This window comes from Nonomuraea sp. B12E4, assembly GCF_039871825.1.
Taxonomy (GTDB): Bacteria; Actinomycetota; Actinomycetes; order Streptosporangiales; family Streptosporangiaceae; genus Nonomuraea.
The window spans coordinates 102,138-121,405 of record NZ_JBDPME010000017.1 but is presented as its reverse complement, the minus strand read 5'-3'; the positions used below and the strand labels follow the sequence as shown (position 1 = coordinate 121,405).

The 19,268-nt window shown below is 72.7% G+C and carries 22 protein-coding genes; 11 read left to right on the top strand and 11 right to left on the bottom strand.

The genetic code is table 11. The features are described 5' to 3' along the window. Nucleotides 1-13: 13 nt before the first annotated feature. The 3 genes from ABGB18_RS31890 to ABGB18_RS31880 are packed head-to-tail and all read left to right on the top strand — an operon-like array spanning nt 14 to nt 3,341. Nucleotides 14-784: a carotenoid biosynthesis protein gene (locus ABGB18_RS31890; RefSeq protein WP_347699344.1), complete on the top strand. Its 771-nt coding sequence runs from the start codon at nt 14-16 to the stop codon at nt 782-784. Continuing rightward, nucleotides 772-2,211, top strand: coding sequence for a phytoene desaturase family protein (crtI, locus tag ABGB18_RS31885; protein ID WP_347699343.1), 1,440 nt, complete (start codon nt 772-774; stop codon nt 2,209-2,211). Before ABGB18_RS31890 ends, crtI (ABGB18_RS31885) begins: the two co-directional genes overlap by 13 nt. Further along, on the top strand, nt 2,208-3,341 hold the full coding sequence (locus ABGB18_RS31880) for a glycosyltransferase family 2 protein (RefSeq protein WP_347699342.1): 1,134 nt from the start codon (nt 2,208-2,210) through the stop codon (nt 3,339-3,341). The genes crtI (ABGB18_RS31885) and ABGB18_RS31880 overlap by 4 nt, the downstream gene beginning before the upstream one ends. On the opposite strand, the gene ABGB18_RS31875 is transcribed toward ABGB18_RS31880, so the two are convergent. Continuing rightward, nucleotides 3,292-3,888 (bottom strand): glycerol-3-phosphate acyltransferase, encoded by a 597-nt coding sequence (locus ABGB18_RS31875; RefSeq protein ID WP_347699341.1) that lies wholly within the window; start codon nt 3,886-3,888, stop codon nt 3,292-3,294. The genes ABGB18_RS31880 and ABGB18_RS31875 overlap by 50 nt on opposite strands. On the opposite strand from ABGB18_RS31875, the gene ABGB18_RS31870 reads away from it, so the two are divergent. Beyond that, entirely contained in the window at nt 3,863-4,657 is a 795-nt protein-coding gene (locus ABGB18_RS31870) for a spheroidene monooxygenase (RefSeq protein ID WP_347699340.1), read from the top strand. The genes ABGB18_RS31875 and ABGB18_RS31870 overlap by 26 nt on opposite strands. Before the next feature lie 5 nt (nt 4,658-4,662). Here the strand turns inward: ABGB18_RS31870 and ABGB18_RS31865 are convergent, their stop codons facing one another. The 3 genes from ABGB18_RS31865 to ABGB18_RS31855 all read right to left on the bottom strand — a co-directional run bounded on the left by ABGB18_RS31865 (nt 4,663) and on the right by ABGB18_RS31855 (nt 8,173). Next, nucleotides 4,663-5,556: a phytoene/squalene synthase family protein gene (locus ABGB18_RS31865; protein WP_347699339.1), complete on the bottom strand. Its 894-nt coding sequence runs from the start codon at nt 5,554-5,556 to the stop codon at nt 4,663-4,665. Next, nucleotides 5,553-7,007, bottom strand: coding sequence for a phytoene desaturase family protein (crtI, locus tag ABGB18_RS31860; RefSeq protein WP_347699338.1), 1,455 nt, complete (start codon nt 7,005-7,007; stop codon nt 5,553-5,555). Before crtI (ABGB18_RS31860) ends, ABGB18_RS31865 begins: the two co-directional genes overlap by 4 nt. A gap of 326 nt (nt 7,008-7,333) precedes the next feature. After that, entirely contained in the window at nt 7,334-8,173 is an 840-nt protein-coding gene (locus tag ABGB18_RS31855) for an oxidoreductase (protein ID WP_347699337.1), read from the bottom strand. Between the two features lie 99 nt (nt 8,174-8,272). Between ABGB18_RS31855 and ABGB18_RS31850 the strand changes: the two genes are divergently transcribed. Further along, nucleotides 8,273-8,881, top strand: a complete 609-nt coding sequence (locus tag ABGB18_RS31850) for a TetR family transcriptional regulator (RefSeq protein ID WP_347699336.1) — start codon at nt 8,273-8,275, stop codon at nt 8,879-8,881. Nucleotides 8,882-8,886: 5 nt separating this feature from the next. Here the strand turns inward: ABGB18_RS31850 and ABGB18_RS31845 are convergent, their stop codons facing one another. Together ABGB18_RS31845 and ABGB18_RS31840 are read right to left on the bottom strand one after the other, a co-directional pair. Then, nucleotides 8,887-9,093, bottom strand: coding sequence for a heavy-metal-associated domain-containing protein (locus ABGB18_RS31845; protein ID WP_347699335.1), 207 nt, complete (start codon nt 9,091-9,093; stop codon nt 8,887-8,889). Continuing rightward, nucleotides 9,090-9,494, bottom strand: a complete 405-nt coding sequence (locus ABGB18_RS31840) for a nuclear transport factor 2 family protein (protein ID WP_347699334.1) — start codon at nt 9,492-9,494, stop codon at nt 9,090-9,092. The genes ABGB18_RS31845 and ABGB18_RS31840 overlap by 4 nt, the downstream gene beginning before the upstream one ends. An 84-nt stretch (nt 9,495-9,578) precedes the next feature. Here ABGB18_RS31840 and ABGB18_RS31835 point away from each other — a divergent pair, with 84 nt between their 5' ends. Further along, nucleotides 9,579-10,172, top strand: coding sequence for a TetR/AcrR family transcriptional regulator (locus ABGB18_RS31835; RefSeq protein WP_347699333.1), 594 nt, complete (start codon nt 9,579-9,581; stop codon nt 10,170-10,172). On the opposite strand, the gene ABGB18_RS31830 is transcribed toward ABGB18_RS31835, so the two are convergent. Continuing rightward, nucleotides 10,167-11,123, bottom strand: coding sequence for an aldo/keto reductase (locus tag ABGB18_RS31830; RefSeq protein WP_347699332.1), 957 nt, complete (start codon nt 11,121-11,123; stop codon nt 10,167-10,169). The two genes, ABGB18_RS31835 and ABGB18_RS31830, sit on opposite strands and share 6 nt — an antisense overlap. 87 nt (nt 11,124-11,210) lie before the next feature. Between ABGB18_RS31830 and ABGB18_RS31825 the strand changes: the two genes are divergently transcribed. Beyond that, nucleotides 11,211-11,798, top strand: a complete 588-nt coding sequence (locus tag ABGB18_RS31825) for a TetR/AcrR family transcriptional regulator (RefSeq protein WP_347699331.1) — start codon at nt 11,211-11,213, stop codon at nt 11,796-11,798. Between the two features lie 163 nt (nt 11,799-11,961). Here the strand turns inward: ABGB18_RS31825 and ABGB18_RS31820 are convergent, their stop codons facing one another. Then, nucleotides 11,962-12,105 carry a hypothetical protein gene (locus tag ABGB18_RS31820; RefSeq protein ID WP_347699330.1) on the bottom strand — a complete coding sequence of 48 codons (144 nt, stop codon included), beginning with the start codon at nt 12,103-12,105 and terminating at the stop codon, nt 11,962-11,964. Nucleotides 12,106-12,178: 73 nt separating this feature from the next. Here ABGB18_RS31820 and ABGB18_RS31815 point away from each other — a divergent pair, with 73 nt between their 5' ends. Beyond that, a complete protein-coding gene (locus ABGB18_RS31815) occupies nt 12,179-12,607 on the top strand; it encodes a VOC family protein (protein WP_347699329.1) in 429 nt (142 codons plus the stop codon). A gap of 122 nt (nt 12,608-12,729) precedes the next feature. On the opposite strand, the gene ABGB18_RS31810 is transcribed toward ABGB18_RS31815, so the two are convergent. Together ABGB18_RS31810 and ABGB18_RS31805 are read right to left on the bottom strand one after the other, a co-directional pair. Next, complete coding sequence (locus tag ABGB18_RS31810; RefSeq protein WP_347699328.1) at nt 12,730-13,434, bottom strand: hypothetical protein; 705 nt, start codon at nt 13,432-13,434, stop codon at nt 12,730-12,732. A gap of 479 nt (nt 13,435-13,913) precedes the next feature. Further along, nucleotides 13,914-15,140, bottom strand: coding sequence for a glycerophosphodiester phosphodiesterase family protein (locus ABGB18_RS31805; protein ID WP_347699327.1), 1,227 nt, complete (start codon nt 15,138-15,140; stop codon nt 13,914-13,916). Nucleotides 15,141-15,639: 499 nt separating this feature from the next. Here ABGB18_RS31805 and ABGB18_RS31800 point away from each other — a divergent pair, with 499 nt between their 5' ends. The 3 genes from ABGB18_RS31800 (at nt 15,640) to ABGB18_RS31790 (ending at nt 18,230) form a co-directional block, all read left to right on the top strand. Beyond that, complete coding sequence (locus tag ABGB18_RS31800; protein WP_347699326.1) at nt 15,640-16,704, top strand: glycerophosphodiester phosphodiesterase family protein; 1,065 nt, start codon at nt 15,640-15,642, stop codon at nt 16,702-16,704. 138 nt (nt 16,705-16,842) lie between these two features. Next, nucleotides 16,843-17,148 (top strand): sensory rhodopsin transducer, encoded by a 306-nt coding sequence (locus tag ABGB18_RS31795; protein ID WP_347699325.1) that lies wholly within the window; start codon nt 16,843-16,845, stop codon nt 17,146-17,148. A 107-nt stretch (nt 17,149-17,255) separates the two neighbouring features. Next, nucleotides 17,256-18,230 carry an SDR family NAD(P)-dependent oxidoreductase gene (locus tag ABGB18_RS31790; RefSeq protein ID WP_347699324.1) on the top strand — a complete coding sequence of 325 codons (975 nt, stop codon included), beginning with the start codon at nt 17,256-17,258 and terminating at the stop codon, nt 18,228-18,230. Nucleotides 18,231-18,294: 64 nt separating this feature from the next. Here ABGB18_RS31790 and ABGB18_RS31785 read toward each other — a convergent pair whose 3' ends face one another. After that, entirely contained in the window at nt 18,295-19,173 is an 879-nt protein-coding gene (locus ABGB18_RS31785; RefSeq protein WP_347699323.1) for an SDR family oxidoreductase, read from the bottom strand. Nucleotides 19,174-19,268: the final 95 nt, after the last annotated feature.

Here is a 19,268-nt window from a genome sequence, read left to right as displayed (position 1 = left end):
CGAAAGACAGGGTGTGAAACAGACGCGGGGCGAGCAGGCGGCGGGTGCGGCCCTCGGGCCGGCACGCGCGCTGGGCGCGCTCTCCCTGCTGGCCATGATGGGCTGCCAGGTGGCGTCCGGGCTGAGCTCGCGGCCCGAGCGCTTCACCGGGCTCATCGTGGTGCTGCTGGCGGCCTGCGCCGTGGCCTTCGCCGCGTACGCGTGGGGGCCGCGCAGGGCGGTGGCCGCGTTCGGCGCGGCGGTGCTGACCGGGTACGCGGCCGAGCTGATCGGGGTGCTGACCGGCTTCCCCTTCGGCGGCTACCGCTACAGCGGTGTGCTGTGGCCGCAGGTGGGCGGCGTACCCGTGGTGGTGGCGCTGGCCTGGGGCGGCATGGGCCTGGCGGCGTACGCGGTCGCGGCCGCCGTCGCGCCGGCCGGAGGGTGGGCGCGCGTCTGCGCGGGCGCGGGCGCGCTGACGGCGTGGGACCTGTTCCTGGACCCGCAGATGGTCCGCCTCGGGTTGTGGACGTGGGCGGAGGACGGCTCCTACCGCGGCATCCCGCTCACCAACTTCGCGGGCTGGCTGCTGGTGTCGGCGCTGGTCATGCTGGCGGTCGGGCGGGTGTCCGGTGAGGCCGGGCCGGACCGGGGGCTGCTCGCGCTGTACACGGTCATGGCGGTGATGGAGACGGTCGCCTTCGCGGCGGTGTTCGACCCGCCCGACCCGCTGGTGGCGGTGGCCGGCGGAATCACGATGGGCGCGTTCGCCGCGCCGGCCTGGAGGCGGTCATGGCGGAGGTGACGGTGATCGGCGGCGGCGTGGGCGGCATGGTGTGCGCGTTGCTGCTGGCCAGGCAGGGGCACGAGGTCCGGCTGTACGAGCGGCTGCCGCGGCTGGGCGGCAAGCTGGCCGAGCACCGCCGGGACGGTTTCACCTTCTCCCTGGGGCCCACGCTGCTCACCATGCCGGACCTCTTCCGCACGCTGGGGGTGCGGCGCGAGCTGGTCGAGCCGGAGCTGCTGTGCCGCTACCGGTTCGCCGACGGCACCGTCCTGGACGCCCGGCGCGACCCGGAGCGGATGGTCGCCGAGGTGGAGCGGCTGGCTCCGGGGGAGGGGCGGTCCTGGCGTGCCTTCCACGGCTGGGCGCTGGGCTGCCTGCGGGCGGCCGGCCGGACCGCGTTCACCGGGCCGCTGCTCCGCCCGCCGGGCGAGGCCAGGCTGTCCGACCTGCTGGCGGTGGCACCCGCGCGCACGCTGGACGGGCTGGCCCGCCGCTACTTCCGCGACGCCCGCCTGCGGCAGTACGTCGGCCGCTACGCCACCTACGCCGGATCGAGCCCGTACCGAGCGCCCGCCGCGCTGGGCTGCGTCCCGGCGCTGGAGCACGGGCAGGGCGCCTGGTACGCGCCCGGCGGCATGGCGCGGCTGGCCGACGACCTGGCCCTGCTGCTGGAGGCCGCCGGCGTGCGGGCGTTCCTGTCCGAGCCGGTCGCCGCCGTCGAGGCCCGCGGCTCCCGGGTCACGGGGGTGCGGCTGGAGAGCGGGGAACGCGTCCGCGCCGACGTCGTGGTGGCCAACACCGACGCCGCCAGCCTGTACGAGCGCCTGCTGCCCGATCGCCGGCGGCTGCGCCGGATCGCCCGGCTGGGACCCTCCTCCTCGGCGCTGCTGCTGCTCGCCGGGGTGGAGGGGCGCACGCCCGGGCTGCCGCACCACTCGGTGCTCTTCTCGGCCGACTACGAACGGGAGTTCGCCGACATCTTCGACCGCGGGAGCCCGCCCCGGGACCCGACCGTCTACGTCGGCTGCTCGGCCGTGGACGACGGCTCCCAGGCCCCCTCGGGCGCGGAGAACTGGACGCTGCTCGTCAACGTGCCCGCCCGCGATCCGGGCCGGTGGCCGATCCGGGTGGAGGCGTACCGGGACCTGGTGCTGGAGCGGCTGGCCGAGCGCGGCCACGACCTGGCGGGCCGGCTGCGCTTCGCCGACGTCTTCACCCCGGCGGACCTGCGCGACCGCTACGGCGCCTGGGACGGCGCCATCTACGGCACCGCCCACCGGGGCAGGCTCGCCCCGTTCCTGCGCCCCGGCAACCGGGGACCCCGCCGCGGCCTGTACCTGGTGGGCGGCTCGGCCCACCCGGGCGGCGGCCTGCCCATGGTGACCATGGGCGCCCACATCGTGGCCGACCTGGTCACCCGGGACTTCCCGAGCAGGCCCCAATGAGCCCTCTCACCGCCGCGCAGGTCGTGGCGGGTGCTGTTGTGGTCGCGCGGCTCGCGCGGGGGCGGCGGCGGTTGCCGCCGCTGCGGCCGCTCCCGGCCGCGCGCGGGACGATCTCCGTGGTGATCCCCGCCCGCGACGAGGCGGCCAGGATCGGGCCGTGCCTGCGCGCCGTGCTCGGGGCCGCCGCCGTCACCGAGGTGATCGTGGTCGATGACGGCTCCCGCGACGGTACGGCCGAGGTGGCGGCCTCGCTGGGGGCCAAGGTCGTCACCGCGGGACCGCTGCCCGGCGGGTGGGTGGGCAAGCAGTGGGCGCTGCGCCAGGGGGTGGCCACCGCCGGCGGCGACGTCGTGGTCACGCTGGACGCCGACGCCCGGCCCGCGCCCGGCCTGTTCGGAGCGCTGGCGGGCGCCCTGGAGCGGTACGACCTGGTGAGCGCGGCCCCCCGGTTCGCCTGTGGCAGCGCGCTGGAGCAGGCCCTGCACGCTTCCATGCTGGCCACGCTGGTCTATCGGTTCGGACCGGTCGGCCCCGCGAGCCCGCCGCCGCCGCACCGCGTCGTCGCCAACGGCCAGTGCATGGCCTTCCGCCGGGCGCGGATGACCGAGGCGGACGGGTTCGCGCTGGTGCGGGACCGGATGGCCGACGACGTGGCGCTGGCCCGGTGCCTGGCCGGGCGGGGCTGGTCGGTGGGCTTCCTGGACGCGGGCGGGCTGCTGGAGGTCGACATGCACGACTCGGTCCGCGAGCTGTGGCGGGAGTGGGGGCGCTCGCTGCCGCTGCGTGACGTGACCGGGCCCGGCTGGCAGGCCGCCGACCTCGCCGTCATCTGGCTGACCGGGGCGCTGCCCGTGCTCCGGCTCGCCGTCGGCCGTCCCACCGGCCTGGACGTGGCACTGCTGGCGGTGCGGCTGCTGCTGACGGGCGCGTTGCGCGGCAGCTACCGTACGCCCGGCGCGGGCCTGCTGCTGTCGCCGCTGCTCGACCCGGCCTCCGCACTGCGGCTGACCCAGGCCACGCTGCGTCCGGTCCGCACGTGGCGCGGCCGCACGTATCCGGCGGTCCGTACGTATCCCGCCGTCAGCGGCGGCGCGCGGCCAGCGCGGCCTGGCCGAAACGCAGCCCGATGAGGCACATGAGCCCTCCGGTGGCCGCCACCAGCTCCACGGGCGCGAACAGCAGTTGCAGCACCGGCACGCCGAACACCGCCAGGCGCGCCCCCACCGCGAACGACCGCAGCGCCAGGGCCGCCACCGCCAGCACGCCCACCGCCAGCACGAACGCCGGCGGGCAGATGACCGCGACGCCGCCGGCGAAGGTCAGGACGGAGCGGCCGCCCCGGAAGCCGGCGAAGACCGGCCAGGCGTGCCCGGCCATGGCCGCCGCCACGGCCACGTACACCGGCACCACGCTCGCCCCCGTCACGACACCCAGCCCGGTGGTGTGCGCGCCACTGACCAGCAGACCCGCCAGGGCGGCCAGGGTGCCCTTCAGCGTGTCGCCCGCGAACACCGGCACGGCCGCCCGCCGCCCGAGCCGCTCCTTGACGTTCCAGTACCCCGGGTTGCGGTCTCCGACGTCACGCGGATCGACGCCGTGCCCGCGCGCCACCAGGACCGCGACCGGCACCGAGCCGAGCAGGTAACCGGCGATGACCGCCACGGGCACCTCAACCATCGCGTCGTTCCACCTCATCCGGTACGACAGCGCCGGCGCGATGAGGCACATGGCCTTCGACCGGCCGCTGCTGCGGCGCACGGGCGGCCTGCGGTTCTGGCGGCTGCTCGGCACCGGCCGGGGTCGCTCGATGTCGCTCGGCGCCGACCTGCGCCGGTGGGCGCTGTTCGCGGTCTGGCACGGCGAGGCCGACCTGGAGGTGTTCCTGCGCACCTCGCCGATCGCCTCCCGCTGGCGGACGGAGGCACGCGAGCACTGGCAGGTACGGCTGATCCCGGTGACCTCCCGCGGCACCTGGTCGGGACACGACCCGGTGCACGGCGCCTGGCCGGGACACTCCCTTTCGCGCGACGTCCGGCCGGGACGCGATCCTTCGCGCGACGTCCGGCCGGGACGCGACCCGCTCGACGGCCCGGCGGCTCGGGGTGGCGGTGCGGAGGGGCCCGTGGCGGTGCTCACCAGGGCGTCGATCCGGCCCGGCCGCCTGGTGGCCTTCTACCGGTCCGTGCCGCCGGTCGACGAGCTGCTGCGGCGGCAGGAGGGCTGCCTGGCCTCGGTCGGCATGGGGGAGTGGCCGCTGGCCAGGCAGGCGACCTTCTCCCTGTGGCGCGACCGCGCGGCGGTGCGCGCCTTCGCCTACCGGGGCGAGGCGCACCAGCGGGTCATCGAGCGGGTGCGCGCGCACGACTGGTACGCCGAGGAGCTGTTCGCCCGCTTCACCCCCTATGCCGGCGAGGGCACCTGGGACGGGACCGACCCGCTGCGCTGAGCCGGTCACGGACGCGCCACGCGGAGCTCGGCCCTGCCCGCCGCGGCCGAGGCCAGCAGCTGGCGGGCGAACACAGCCGACTTCCGGCGGCGCGGCACCCGTACCCGGCCGGCCAGGACCTCGAACCCGCGGCGCTCGATCTCGTCCAGGATGCCCCCGTACAGCTCGAAGGCGGCCCGCACGCACGGCCGCGACGAGGCGGCGAGCAGGCCGATGCCGCCGGCCGCGACCCGGTAGTGGTCACGGGCCCGCCCGGCCTCGAAAGCGAGCAACTCCCGCAGAGCGGGCCCCGTACGGTGGCCGCCCAGCTCCTCCGGCCGCACCCCGAACTTGTCCAGATCCTCCAGCGGCAGGTAGACGCGCCCCCGGGCGAAGTCCTCGCGAACGTCACGCAGGAAGTTGGTGAGCTGGAAGGCCAGCCCGAGCTCGCGGGCGGGCAGGCGGGCCGCCTCCTCGCAGCCCGGCGCGGGCTCCAGCACCGGCAGCATCATGGTGCCGATGGCGGCGGCCGAGCCCGCCATGTAGCCGAGCAGGTCGTCGTAGGTCGGGTACCGGGTCACCGACAGGTCGGCGCGCATGGACGCCAGGAAGGCGCCGATCTCGCCGTGGTCGATGCCGAACGAGTGCACGGTGTGCAGGAACGCCGGCAGCACCGGGTCGTCCGCCTTCGCTCTCGCCAGCCCGGCCTCCACCCGGGCGGCCAGGCGGGCGAGCGCGCGGGACCGGTCGGCGGTCATCGTGAAGGAGTCGACGATCTCGTCGGCGTAGCGGGCGAAGCCGTACAGGGCGTGCACGTGCCGCCGCTTCCACCGGGGCAGCAGCCGGGTGGCCAGGTAGTAGGAGCGGCCGTAACGGGCGTGCAGCCGCCGGCAGCGTTCGTAGCTGGCGGTGAGCGTCACCGGGCCTCCTTGAGGATGCGTTCGGCGGCGAGCCGGCCGGAGATCAGCACCGGGGGCACCCCGACGCCCGGCGCGGTGTACATGCCGGCGAAGTGCAGCCCGGGCACCCGGCGGGCGACGGCCGACGGGCGCAGCCACGCCGTCTGGGTGAAGCGGTGGTCCAGCGCGAACGGGGTGCCCGCGCTGTGCCCGCGCGCCGCCCAGGCGGGCGGGTCCAGGACCAGCCGGGGCGCGCCCGCGAGATCGCCGTACCCGAGTTCGGTCATCCGGCCGAGCAGGCGAGCCTCCAGCTCCGGGCGCAGGCGGTGCCAGCCGCCGCGGAGCAGGTTCGGCGCCGGTTCGAGGACGCTGAGCGTGGCGTGCCCGTCCGGTGCCGCCTCGCCGTCCGGCTCCGGGCAGGTGACCAGCAGGCTCGGGTCCGGCTGCGGCCTGCCCGCCGCCAGCGCGGTGAACGTCTCCCGCCAGGCCCGGCCGAAGTGCAGCGTGTGATGGGCCTGGCCGGTCAGCGGGCGGTCCAGGCCGGCGTGCATCACCAGGCAGGAGGGGGAGTGGCGGGGGCGGCACAGCCGCCAGTCGTCCGCCAGGGCGGGGAGCAGCCGCCGGGCCGCCAGCCGGTCGCAGGCCACCACCACGTTCCCGGCCGGCAGCCGGGCGCCGTTCTCCAGCAGGACTCCGGTGACGCCGTCGCCGTCGGTGTCGATCCTGCGGGCGCGCACGCCGTACCGGATGTCCGCGCCCAGCTTCTCCAGCAGCGCCGCCATGGCGGCCGGGATGGCGTGCATGCCGCCGCGCTCGGGGAAGTACACACCGCCGACGGTGTCCATGTGCGCGATGACGGCGTAGATGCCCAGCGCGCGCCGCGGCGACAGCCCCACGTACAGGGACTGGAAGGTGTGCGCCTTGATCAGCCGCGGGTCCCTCAGGTGGCGGGCCGCCAGGCGGTCCAGCCGGCCGAAGCCGCCCAGCGCGGCCAGCCGCAGCAGCGCGGCCGGCCGGGCCAGGGCGCGCAGCCGCGTCATGTCCGCGTCGATGAACGCCGGCCACTCCACCCTGAACAACTCGTCGAGCAGCCGCCGGTACCGCTCGTAGCGCGCGGCCTCCACCGGCCCGCATACCGCCCGCACCTGCTCGGTCATCGCCTCGCGCTCCGGCAGCACGTCCAGCCGAGACCCGTCGTCGAACACCATCCGGTACGACGGGTCCAGCCGGCGCAACGGCAGCCAGTGCCGCAGGTCCTCCCCGGCCGCGCCGAAGACCTCGGCGAGCACGCCGGGCATGGTGAGCACGGACGGGCCGATGTCGAACCGGTACGGCCCGACGCGGGCGGTGCCGCAACACCCGCCGGGCTCGTCGAGCGCCTCGACCACGGTGACCCGGCGGCCCGCCGCGGCCAGGGGGACGGCCGCCGCCAGGCCGCCCAGACCGGCCCCGACGACCACCACGGGGCTCATCGGGGCTCACCTTCGGAACCCGGGCCTCCCAGCTCCCCCATCACGCCGGCGAGCGATCGCGCCAGGCGCCGCCCGGCCGGCTCGCGCCCATGGCTGATCCGCGAGATTACCGTGTCCATGTACGCAGCTCCTTCTGTCGCTGTGGAACGCACTTCGCAGGAGGAGAGGACCCGGTTGCACCCGACCGGAACGCCCTTTCACGGTAACCATGGGACGCCGGTTCCCAAACGGGACACGCCCGCATACCCATCCGAGGATCAGGAAAGCCGCCCCTTCCCCGACGGTCAGCGGGTGAGCAGGAGTGTCTTCCCTTGCCGGGGACGCGGCTACTCGCCCGGCGGGAAGTCGGCGGAGCGGCTCACCTCCGCCCACTTTCCGGCCTCCGCGGCGCGGGCCTTGGAGGAGGTCTCCGCCGCCTCGACCGCCCCGGCGCCGAGCAGCAGGCGCAGCGGCGGATCGTCGAGGCCGGCGATCTCGGTGATGATCCGCGCCGCGCGCTCCGGGTCCCCGCGCCAGGTGGCGACGGTGGATTCGCGGTAGCGGTTCATCTCGCCGACGGTCTGCTCGTAGTCCTCGCCCACCGGCAGGGCGGTCATCGAGGAGCCACCCCAGTCCGTACGGAAACCGCCGGGCTCGACGATGGTGACCTTGACGCCCAGTGGCTTCACCTCCGCGTTGAGCACCTCGGAGAAGCCCTCGACGGCGAACTTCGCGGTCTGGTACGCCCCGAGGCCCGGCGATCCGCCCACGCGCCCGCCGATGGAGGAGAACTGGATGAAGTGACCGGAGCGCTGCCGCCGCAGGACCGGCAGGGCGGCCTTGGTGACGTTGACGACCCCGTACAGGTTCGTCTCGATCTGGGCTCTGAAATCCTCCTCCGGCATCTCCTCGATGGCCGCGCTGGTGGCGTAGCCCGCGTTGTTGACGACGACGTCGAGGCGGCCGAACGCGTCGAGCGCCATCCCGACGGCGGCGCGGGCGGCCCCGGCGTCGGTGACGTCGAGGGCCGTGGTCCGGACGCGGTCGCCATGGCGCCGCGCGAGGTCCTCAAGCTGCTCGGGGCGGCGGGCGGTGACGACGGCGCGCTGCCCGCCGTCGAGCACGGCGTGGGCGAGCGCCAGGCCGAAACCCCGCGAGCCTCCGGTGATGAGCCAGGTCTTGGACATGATGCATCCCCGCTTCGAGTTGTAACTAAACAGTCATTTAGATGCTGCGACCTCCGCGTCCCGTTGTCAAATAACCAGTTAGTTGATTATCTTGGGATCATGCCCCAGGAACCCCGCGCCCGCGACGCCGAGGCGACCAAGGCCCGGCTGCTCCAGGCTGCCACGGACGAGTTCGCCGCCCACGGCATCGCCGGCGCCCGCGTGGACCGCATCGGCGCCGCCGCCAAGGCCAACAAGGCGCTCATCTACACCTACTTCGGCAGCAAGGAGCGGCTCTTCGACACGGTCATGGACACGCACGTCGCCCGCGTCCTGGACCAGGTTCCCTTCACGCCCGAGGACCTGCCGGGCTACGCGGGCCGCCTGTTCGACTTCCTGCTGGCCAACCCCTACCAGCTCCGCCTGGCGAGCTGGCACCGCCTCGAACGCTCGGGCACCGGTCACGAGCCCGACGGGCTGCGTGTCTCGATGCGCCAGAAGACCGACGCCATCGCGGCGGCGCAGGCGGGCGGGCAGGTGGCGGCCGCCTTCACGCCGGAGGACCTGCTGGCCTTCACCCTGGCGCTCACCAACGCCTGGATGCCGACCAGTCCGGTGGCCGCCACCGGCCAGGACGCGCGACGGCACCGCGCCGCGGTCGTCGAGGCCGTCCGCCGCCTCGTGGCCGACGGGAGCCCCGCGCCCGCGGCGGACCCCGCTTCGGCCTGACGGCGTCAGCGGGTGAGCTCGTAGCCGGCCTCCTCGACCGCGGCGCGCACGTCCGCGACGTCGAGATCCCGGTCGCTGGTGACTGTGACCGTGCCGCCCGCCACGTCCACCGCCACGGCGCCGACGCCGGGGATGCGCTCGATCTCCTCGGTGACGAAGGCCGCGCAGTGGCCGCACGCCATGCCGCTCACTCCGTAGGTGGTCCCGGTCATGCCGGCACCTCCGTGCCGTCGGGGATGGTACGGGTGAGCAGGTGAGCCTCCCGCATCCGCCCGTCAGGGGCGAACCGGCCGAAGAAGCACACCTCCATGGCGAGATCCCGCTTGCGGGTGCGCACGTGCAGGGTGTAGCGGGCGGCCAGCCGATCGCCGGCGGCGACCGCCTCGTGGACGTCCATGCGTCCCTCCGGCCGGGTCTTGCGCACGGGGCGGGTGTGCGCGATGAGCTTGTCGCGGTCCATGCGGTTGCCGTCCGCCACCTGGATGATGTCCGGCGTGTGATAGCGATCGACGATCAGGGCCGGATCGTCGTCGCTGTGCAGCAGTTCCGCCGTGAACGAGGTGAAGAAGTCGGCGATGAACCGCTTCGGGTCGTCGTCGTAGAAGGGATTCATGGTGGTCCCATCGCGCGTCGGGGATAAGATCTCTTACACGCCGTAAGATATGAGGTGTCCGCTAACTTTGGCAAGGTGTAAGAAATGACTCCCCCTCCGGCCCGCAACCTCCGCGCCGACGCGGTGCGCAGCAGGAATGCCATCTTGGACGCGGCACTCCAGGTTCTCGAGGCCCGGCCCGACGCCAGTCTCGACGCCATCGCCGCCGCCGCCGAGGTGACGCGCCAGACCGTCTACTCCCACTTCCGCTCACGCGACCAACTGCTGGCGGCGGTCGTCGACCGGCTCACCGAGGAGACCGCCGCCGCGATGAACGCCGCGGACCCCGACGCGGGCCCGGCCGCCGAGGCCCTGCTACGCGTGCTCGACGCCGGCGAGCGCACGGTGGGGCGGCACCCCGCGGTGGCGCGGCTGGCCGGATCGCTGCCCGCCGGCCCGCGCGCCGACCGCGAGCGCCACGAGCCGATCAGCGAGCTGCTGGCACGGGTGATCCGGCGCGGCCAGAAGTCCGGCGAGTTCGACCACCGGCTCCCGCCGGACTGGCTGGCCACGGTCACCATCAGGCTCGCCCACGCCGCCGCCGAGGAGGCCGGTTCCGGACGCATGTCGCGGGAGGAGTCGAGGCGGGCGCTGCGCACCACCGTGCTGCTCGCCCTGGGCGGGACGGCCCCGTCATGACCGCTCACCCAAGGTGAGGCCGCTGGCGGAGTGAGTCGTCACGGCGTTCAGCGTGGTCAGTGTGGCCTCGTCGAGTTCGATCCTGCCGGCCGCGACGTTCTCCTCCAGATGGCCGGCGTCCGCGGTGCCCGGGATGAGCAGCATGTTCGGCGCGTGGTGGAGCAGCCAGGCCAGGCCGACCTGCGAGGGGGTGCAGCCGAGGGCCTCCGCCGCGGCGGAGGCGGCCGGATCGCCGGACACCTTCGGCAGACCGGGGAAGGCGCCGCCGAGCGGGAAGAACGGGATCCAGGCGATCCGCTCGTCGACGCAGAGCCGCAGCATCTCCTCGTCGTCACGCGAGACCAGGCTGTAGTGGTTCTGGACGCAGGCGATGCCGGCGGGCAGAGCCCGGCGCAGCCCGTCGAGGGTGACGCTGCTCAGGCCGATCGCGCCGATCTTGCCCTCGTCCCGCAACGCGGTCATCACCGCGAGCTGGTCGTCGAGATCGACCATCTGGTCGCCCTCGGCCCGCAGGCCTGGCCCGGTGTCCAGGCGGCGCAGGTTCACCACCGGGATCTGGCCGAGGCCGAGGGCCCGCAGGTTGTCCTCGACGCTCGCCCGCAGCTCCTCGGGCCGCTGGGCGGGGCGCAGCGGAATGGCGCCGCCCGGATCGGGATCGGCGCCGACCTTGCTGACGACCACGACACCGTCCTCGGGACGGAACGCGTCGCGGATGAGCCCGTTGACGAAACCGTCGCCGTAGAACTGGGCGGTGTCGACGTGGTCCACGCCGAGCTCGACCACGCGGCGCAGGAGGGCGATCGCGGCGTCGCGGTCGGTGCGCAGGCGCTCCAGCTGCATGGCGCCGTATCCGATGCGGGAGACCGTGCGGCCGGCGATCGTCCCGGCCCCTCCGGCGCGCGGGGCGCCGGTGGCCGTGAGCTGAGGGGAGGGGGAACTGCTCGGGGTCATGAAAGATTCCGTCCTCATGAGACGATAGAAAGGCGGAGGATCCTCCGCTTTAAGCACTGTAACACGTATACCGGAGGGTCCTCCGCTTTGAAATCCGCCGGCCCGACACCCCCAGCGAAACCGCGCACCCCCCGCGCCGACGCGCAACGCAACCGGGACAAGCTCATCGAGGTCGCCCGGGCCGCGTTCGCGGCCGCCGACGGCACCGTCCCGCTCGAAGGCATCGCCCGCGGGGCCGGGGTCGGCATCGGCACGCTCTATCGTCACTTCCCGACCCGCGAGGCCCTGGTCGAGGCCGTGTACGCGGCCGAACTCGACGACGTCACCGGCAGCGCCTCCACCCTCCTCCAGGAGCTCGCGCCGGACGCGGCCATGCGAGCCTGGATGGAGCGCTACGCCGCGTTCGTCGCGACGAAACGTGGCATGGCCGACACCCTCCGCGCCGGCTGGGCCTCCGGCCGGATCGCCACCCCGGCCACCCGGGAACGCATCACCGCCGCCGTCGCCACCATCCTCGCCCGGGGCGCCGAAACCGGATCGCTCCGAGGCGACGTCGAGCCGCAGGACATCACCGTGATGCTGCTCGGGATCTTCCTCGCCGGCGACACCTCCGAGCAGACCGGACGCCTGATCGGCCTCGTCATGGACGCCCTGCGACCGACGGCGGCCGGCTGACCGGCGGCGGGAGTGAGGTCAGGCCCGGTCCCGGCTGGCCGGGTGATCGATCGCGGCGGGTGCGAGGTCAGGCGCCGTCCCGCACGGCGGCCGACCAGTCCCGGCACGCCGCCGTGCCGCTCCTCGGCCATCCTGATCGCCTCGGGGGAGTGGTCGACGCCCGTCACGGCAGGCACGACGACGCGAGTCTGCTCGCCAGCAGCCCGTCGCCGCAGCCCACGTCCAGCGCCTCCGCGCACCCCTCGGGAAGGAGCTTCAGCACGAGCTTCTGGTAGTGGACGTTGTGGTTCCAGTACGCTCCCGGCACATGATCACATTAGCGGCGTTTGCTTCTGCCGGAGGTGTGGTCCGCTCGTCCGGGTGGCGTTAGGGTGCCGGGCATGCGCATGCTGCACCTCGGGTTGCGGGTGACCGACCTGGAACGCTCGCTCGCCTTCTACACCTCGATCGGGTACGCCGAGCTCGGCAGCGTGCCGGAGACGGGCTTCGGCAGCCTGACCATGCTCCAATTGCCCGACGACCCGTTCGTCAGCCTTGAGCTCGTGCACGACCCCGCGCGACCGGTCAAGGACACCGGCGCCGTCAACCACCTCGTCATCCAGGTGGACGATCTCGACGCCACGATCACCGATCTGGCGGCCAAGGGCATCACCGCCGAGCCGCCGGCGGAGCCGGGGCCGGGGCCGAGCGGATCGGGGAGGTGCTGGCCACGGCGGGCAGGCACCAGGCGGCCCGGCGAGCGGCGCGGGAGGCCATGGCCGACGCCGAACGCCTGTCCGTCCGCTACGAGGGTCGCGCCGTCGTTCTGAGCACTTCGGTGAGAGCTGAGCCGTGGTCGCCGTGGCCGGCATCGACGCCATCCCTTGGGACCAGGTGGTGACCCGGCGCGGGCGGCCTGGCGGGCCTCACCACCGGTCGCCACGGGGAGCCGTCACGTGCCCGCGTGGGCACGCGGCCGTTCGCGCACGTACTGCTTACTGGCCTTCTCACACAGCTCCGACAGCGGTTTCCAGTCGTCGCACCGTTCGATCGGCTGGCTGCTCTCGGTGGTGTACAGGACCCGGGTGCCGAGTCGTTCGCGCAGGTCGATGGCCTTGGTCTTGACCTTCTCGCCGGACGACGATTCGGGGCAGGGATCGCCGTGGTGCTCCAGCGTGGTCTCCTCGCTCATCTCGATTGTCACCGAGAGCTTGTCCTCCTCGGCCGCGCCGTAAAGGAGGTGGTTGCAGGGGGACGGCCGGTAGAAGACGGTCAGCTTCTTCGCCTTCGGCAGCGCCCAGTAGCCGAGGATCTGGCCGCCGTCCGCGTTCCGCACCAGGCCCAGGGCGTGTGAAGCGTGGAACTCCGTCTCCCGCCGCGACTCCTTGTCCATCGCGGCCCACTCCGCCTTGTCCTGCGCGAATTTCTCTTCCAGATTGCGGGTGGAGAAGTACATCCAGAGGCCGACCGCCACGCAGATGATCATGGCGAGGATGGCCATGAACCTGGTGAACGCGAAGGCCGCCTCGCTCGGTTCGTTGGCGTCCGGGTTGGCGTACTGCCATCGGGAAAGGGTCCAGCCGAGCCGTGGGTTGATCGCGAACGGCAGGAGGATCAGGGGGAACAGGACCACGAAGACGAGCGCGTAACCGGACATGCATCTCTCTCGTACGTATCAGGCGAGTGCCATAGTTTGGCACACTACGCATAGGTTTGATTGCATTGGGTGCTCCTCACGCGAGGACGGCCGGCCTGAGCCACCGCGTTGTCCAGCCCGGCGTCCTTGGCCGGCATCATGTCCAGCGCTCCCTGTGCCATGGCCTCGGACGTGCCGGACCGCATCATCCGGGCCTTGAAGTCCGCGCCCCGACACCCGCTGGAACCGGACGGGGCGTTCCAGGGCCTCGGACATGATCCCCGCCATGTCCTGGAAGGACAGGTCCTCCGCCCCGAGTACGGGGACCTCCTCGACGCCGCCCCAGGTGTCGTCGAGCAGAAGGCCGGCGCCACCCCCGGCCGGGCGTCGCCTACCTGCCGGTCGGCGACCTTCCGCCCCTCGACCTGGCGCTGGCCTGGCCCACGGAGTCCCGCGGCGGCGTCGGTTTCATCCGGAAAGGGCTCACCGGCCCCTCTGGTTCAGGCGCGTCCGGTGGAGGCGTGGACGGCGCCGTCGCCGGCGAAGGACACCTTCGCACCGCGCAGGTTCCCGGCGGGTACGTCCGCGCAGCCGCCGTCACCGGTGACCAGGTCGATGCCCTTCCCGTCGTCGCCCTTGGCGAGGTGCACCGTCTTGCCCGGGAAGCCGAAGCCGTTGTCGGCGTTGACCAGGCACACCTGGTCGTCCTTCCGGCCGCTTTCGCGGTCGTCGCCGTGACCGTTGCCGCGCTTCCTCACGATCTTGGAGTCGACGGCCTCGCCGGCCGCGGCCACGATGAGGGCGGGCTGGTTGGTCTGCACGCCGTCGGCGCCGATCGAACGGGCGAGCTGGAACTGGGCCACTTCCTGGTCAGGTCCCGCGTCGTAGGCGTGCGGCAGGACGATCGCGCACGCGTCGTGGGCGGCGGCGACGGACTCGGGGGTGTACTCGGCCAGGGTCGAGCCGAAGACCTTGGCGATCTGCCCGATCTCGTAGATCAGGAAGCCGGGCTCCCAGTCGCTGCGGTTGTAGATGACCCGGGCGTCGGGCGCGGAGACGAAGACCCGCGGGTCGCCCGTGTTGAAGATCGACTCTTCGATCAGGCCGTACTTCTTGACCAGGTCCGCGACCTTTCCTTCCTCGGTCACCGAGGCCTTGATGTCGAGCTCGACACCCCGGCCGGCCCGCTTGGCGAGGGCGAGGATCTCCTCCAGCGAGGCGATCTGCGCAGGGTCGTACTCGCCGCCCTTCCAGGGCTCGTAGTCGGCGGCGTCGAGGGCGCGCACCTCGTCGTAGGTCAGGTCCGTGATGTTGCCGGTGCCGTTGGTGGTGCGGTCCACGGTGGAGTCGTGCAGCGCGACGAACTGGCCGTCCTTGGTCTGCTGGACGTCCACCTCGACCAGGTCGACACCGTAGGCGAAGGCGTACTCGTAGGACTTCAGGGTGTTCTCGGGGGCGAGGGTGTTCGCTCCCCGGTGGGCTGAGATGATCACGTTGTCGGAACCCTCGTCCGGGGTTCCCACGTGCTCCCAGCGGTCCGGCTCCGGCACCTGATCGCACACCGGCGGCTTGGCCAGCGGCTTGAGCTGGGCCAGGATCTGCCGGATTTCATCGACTCGGGGGTCGTCGTCGGCATGTGCACCGATGGTGCCGGCCGCCAGGCCGGCGGTCAGTGTGGCGACGGCGATCAGCGACCGCACGGCCCGGCGCGCGGTGGGGAACGTCATGTCCGATCCTCTCGACAGCTTGTGGACGTGCCGAGTATTCAGGCGTTGCGGCACCGCCCGGTGAACCGCTCATAGCGATCAAAAGGCGCATTCCCGACGCTCCGGTCAATTGGCATGATTTCCCCTGCACCCGGCTCGGGTCTGGGCCGGGTGATGTGACTATCCACACAATCAACCTTCCGCAGGGAATCCCATTACTTCCCTGCGGATACCTACACAGTCAGGCCAGGGCCTCGGATCCGGGGATCCCGAGGCAACGGCCAGGGGCCGCCGCCGCATCGGGGGGAGCAGCGGCGGCACCGCACGATGCCGGGCCGGGCAGACGGCTGTTCTGCCCGGCCCGATGCGGCCTGCCTCCTCGCCGGCTTCCCGGGCGCCCGGTCGTCGCCGGAAGCGTTTCTCGAACGTTCACGACCCCATCACGCCGTCGCCGCAACGAGGGCCCTGACGGGACCCTAGCCTCGCGAAGGTCATCTGGACCCCACAAGCGGAGCATCCCGTGCACCTTCGTCATGCCCTACTGAGTCTGGCCCTCGCTCCCGTACTCGTCCTGCCGCCGGCCGCCCACGCCTCGACGGCCGACGACTACGGTGTGCGGCACCAGAAGGCCCACTTCGACCTGCAGGCCCACCGCGGCGGCCTCGGCATGACGACCGAGGAGTCGCTGGAGGGTTTCGCCAAGGCCCTGCGCCTCGGAGTCAGCACCCTGGAGCTCGACACCCACGTCACCAAGGACCTGAAGGTCGTGGTCAACCACGACCGGCAGATCAGCGCCCAGAAGTGCCGCGACACCGCGCCGGTCAGCCCCGGCGACCCGATGTTCCCCTACGTCGGCAAGTTCATCAAGGATCTGACCCTGGCCCAGATCAAGACCATGGACTGTGGATACCAGCAGCTCCCCGGCTTCCCCGAGCAGGAGGTGGTCCACGGCTTCCGGATGGTCGAGCTCAAGGACGTACTGGGCCTCGTCAAGCGCTACCGGGCCAAGCGGGTCAAGCTGAACATCGAGACCAAGGTCGAAGCGGGCGCACCGGAGCAGACCGCGCCGCGCGAGCTGTTCGTCCGCCGGGTGTTCCAGGAGATCCGCGCCTCGGGCATCGAGGACCAGGTCACCATCCAGTCCTTCGACTGGGGCGCGCTGAAGGAGATGCACCGGCTGGCGCGCAAGTGGCCGCTGGTGGCGCTGACCAACTACGACTTCCTCGAAGTGGGCAAGCCGGGCGCCTCCCCATGGCTCGGCGGGATCGACGCTGACGACTTCGGCGGCGACTTCGTCCGGGCCGCCGCCGCCGTCCCGGGCGTCACCGCCCTGTCCCCGGTGTACGGCTTCCCGCAGAACGGGACGATCGGCGACCCGGCCTTCCGCTTCTACGTCGACGAGAAGATGGTCGCGGACGCGCACCGGCGGGGCCTGAAGGTCATCCCGTGGACCTGCGACGACCCCGCCACGATCGAGGCCCTCATGGACATGGGGATCGACGGCATCATCACGGACTACCCGAACCGGGTCCGGCAGATCATGGCCGAGCGCGGCATGCGCCTGCCCAAGCCCTACGACGGATGACCGTCACCGCCCGGTCCCCGGGCAGGGACCGGGCGGCCCTTCCGTGAGGGCACGGCAAGCTCGATCACGACTCCGCGATAGATCCCGTTCTGCCGGGGTAACGGGGGGACTGCCGGAGCAGTCAGACAGGAGTCGCACATGAGCACCATGGTGGGAAACTGGAAGATGGCGATCGCCGACGGGTGCATGCCCGGCGACCAGCTCAGCCTGCTGAACATCAGCTCCGGCAAGGCCCACGTCGAGCTGACCTTCTGCGCGGAGGGCGGGGAGCCGCTGGGGCCGTTCCACCTGACCCTTCCCGCGCAGCGCACGCAGTCCCCGGTCCTGGAGGACCTGGTCGGCACCGACGCCCCGTCCCCGGGCCTGCCGTATTCCGTCGTGGTCGTGTCGGACGTGCCGGTCCTCGTGCAACCCCACCCGGCGGACCAGCGCCCGGCGGCCTGACCACCCGACGTCCCGGGTCCTCGGCGACGCCCGGTGTTCGCGTGCGTAAACGCATTGATGGTTCGCCCCGTGCCTGGGAGTCTGGGCTCAGACGAAGGGGATGATCGATGAGGTCGTTCACGGGAAAACTGGCCGTCGTCACCGGAGGCGGCACGGGGATGGGCCGGGAACTGGTCGCTCAGTTGGCCGCCGACGGCTGCTCGGTCGCCACCTGCGACATTGACGAGGACACCCTGGCCACAACCGCCGAGCGCGCCGGGAAGGCCGCATCCGGCGATGCGCGCATCACGACCCACCACTGCGACGTGTCGGACGCGGCCCAGGTGGCCCGCTTCCGGGACGAGGTCGTCGAGCGGCACCGGACCGGCCACATCAACCTGCTGTTCAACAACGCGGGCATCGCCGGCGGCGGCAGCTTCATCACCAGCCCGCAGGACGAGTGGGAGCGCACCTTCAACGTCTGCTGGGGCGGGATGTACAACTGCTCACGCGCGTTCATGCCGCTGCTGATCGCGAGTGACGAGGGTTGCCTGGTCAACACCAGCAGCGTCAACGGGTTCTGGGCCTCCGGTCCCGGCATGCCGTCCACCGCCTACAGCGCCGCCAAGTTCGCCATCAAGGGCTTCTCCGAGGCGATGCTGATGGACTTGCGGGCCAACGCGCCCCACGTACGGGTCGCCCTGGTGATGCCGGGGCACATCGGCACCGACATCGTGATCAACTCCCGCCGGGCACACGGCGGCTCCGACGACGGCGACATGACTCCCGAGGAGATCGAGGCGGCCCGCGCGTTCGTCGTCGCCACCGCCGGCGTTGCCGCCGAGGAGCTGAGCGACACGGAGGTACGCGAGATGGTCAAGGCCATAGGCGAGGGCTTCCGGGACAACGCCCCGCTGTCGGCCGCCGACGCCGTGACCGTCATCCTCGACGGCGTCCGCGCCGGGACCTGGCGCATCCTGGTCGGTGACGACGCCCATGCCCTGGACGCCGCGATCCGCGCCGACCCGCTGGATCTGTACACCCCCGGCAGCCCCACCCTCGCCTCGATCTTCCCCAACGTACGCCTGCCCGGCCGGCACTGACCCGGATCCGGTCGGCCTCGGCAAGAAGCGGGCAGGGCGTCCCGTCCGATCGCGCGGCCCGTGGCTACCCGGCGTCCAGGTCGGCCGGGCCGCCGGTGGTCACGCCCGCCAGCGGGGCATCCGTCGTCTTCGCCGACTCGCGCTGGGTGCGGACGTCGGCCAGCCGGGCGTTCAGCGCGTTGTCGAGGGCCTGGTAGGCGTCGCTGCCCAGGACCAGGCGGCGGGGCGCCGGGTTCCGGTCCACGCTGGCGATCATCGCGGTGGCCATCAGCGCCGGGTCGCCGACGCCGTGGGTCGTACGTTCGGCGAGGATGCGGCGGATCGCCGCGACGGGCGTGCCGTCATAGTCCTCGATGCGGTCGGCCAGCACCGAACCGCCGTAGCGGAAGTTGGTACGGGCCCCGCCCGGTTCGACGATGGTGACCCCGATGCCGAACGGCGCCACCTCGCCCGCCAGCGCCTCCGCGAACCCTTCCACGCCCCACTTCGTCGCGTGGTAGAGGGACCCGCCCGGCCACGCCGCCTGGCCGCCGACCGAGGAAAGTTGCAGGATCCGGCCGCCGCCCTGCCGTCGCAGGTGCGGCAGCGCGGCCCGGATCAGCCGGATCGAGCCGGTCAGGTTGGTCGCGATCTGGTGCACGAGCTGCTCGTCGGTCAGCTCCTCGGCGGCGCCCATCAGGCCGTACCCGGCGTTGCTGATCACGACGTCGATCCGGCCCAGGGCGGCCCAGGATTCGTCGACCACCGTGGTGGTCTCGGCCGGGTCGGTGACGTCGAGGTGGGCCGCGCGGAAGGCGTCCGGCCAGCGGGCCGACAGATCGTCAACGCTGCCGGGCGCGCGGAAGGTGCCGACGACGCGGTCGCCGCGGGACAGGAGCTGCTCGCTGAGGTGCCGGCCGAAACCGCTGTTGCCGCCGGTGATGAGCCACGTTCGTGTTGTCATGGCGGTAGCGTGCGCCGAAGCCGGGCACATCAGCTATTCCCCTGGTGAGAGGGGGGCCGCCAGGGCTACCCAGCGGGGACCCTGCCCGGTTTATG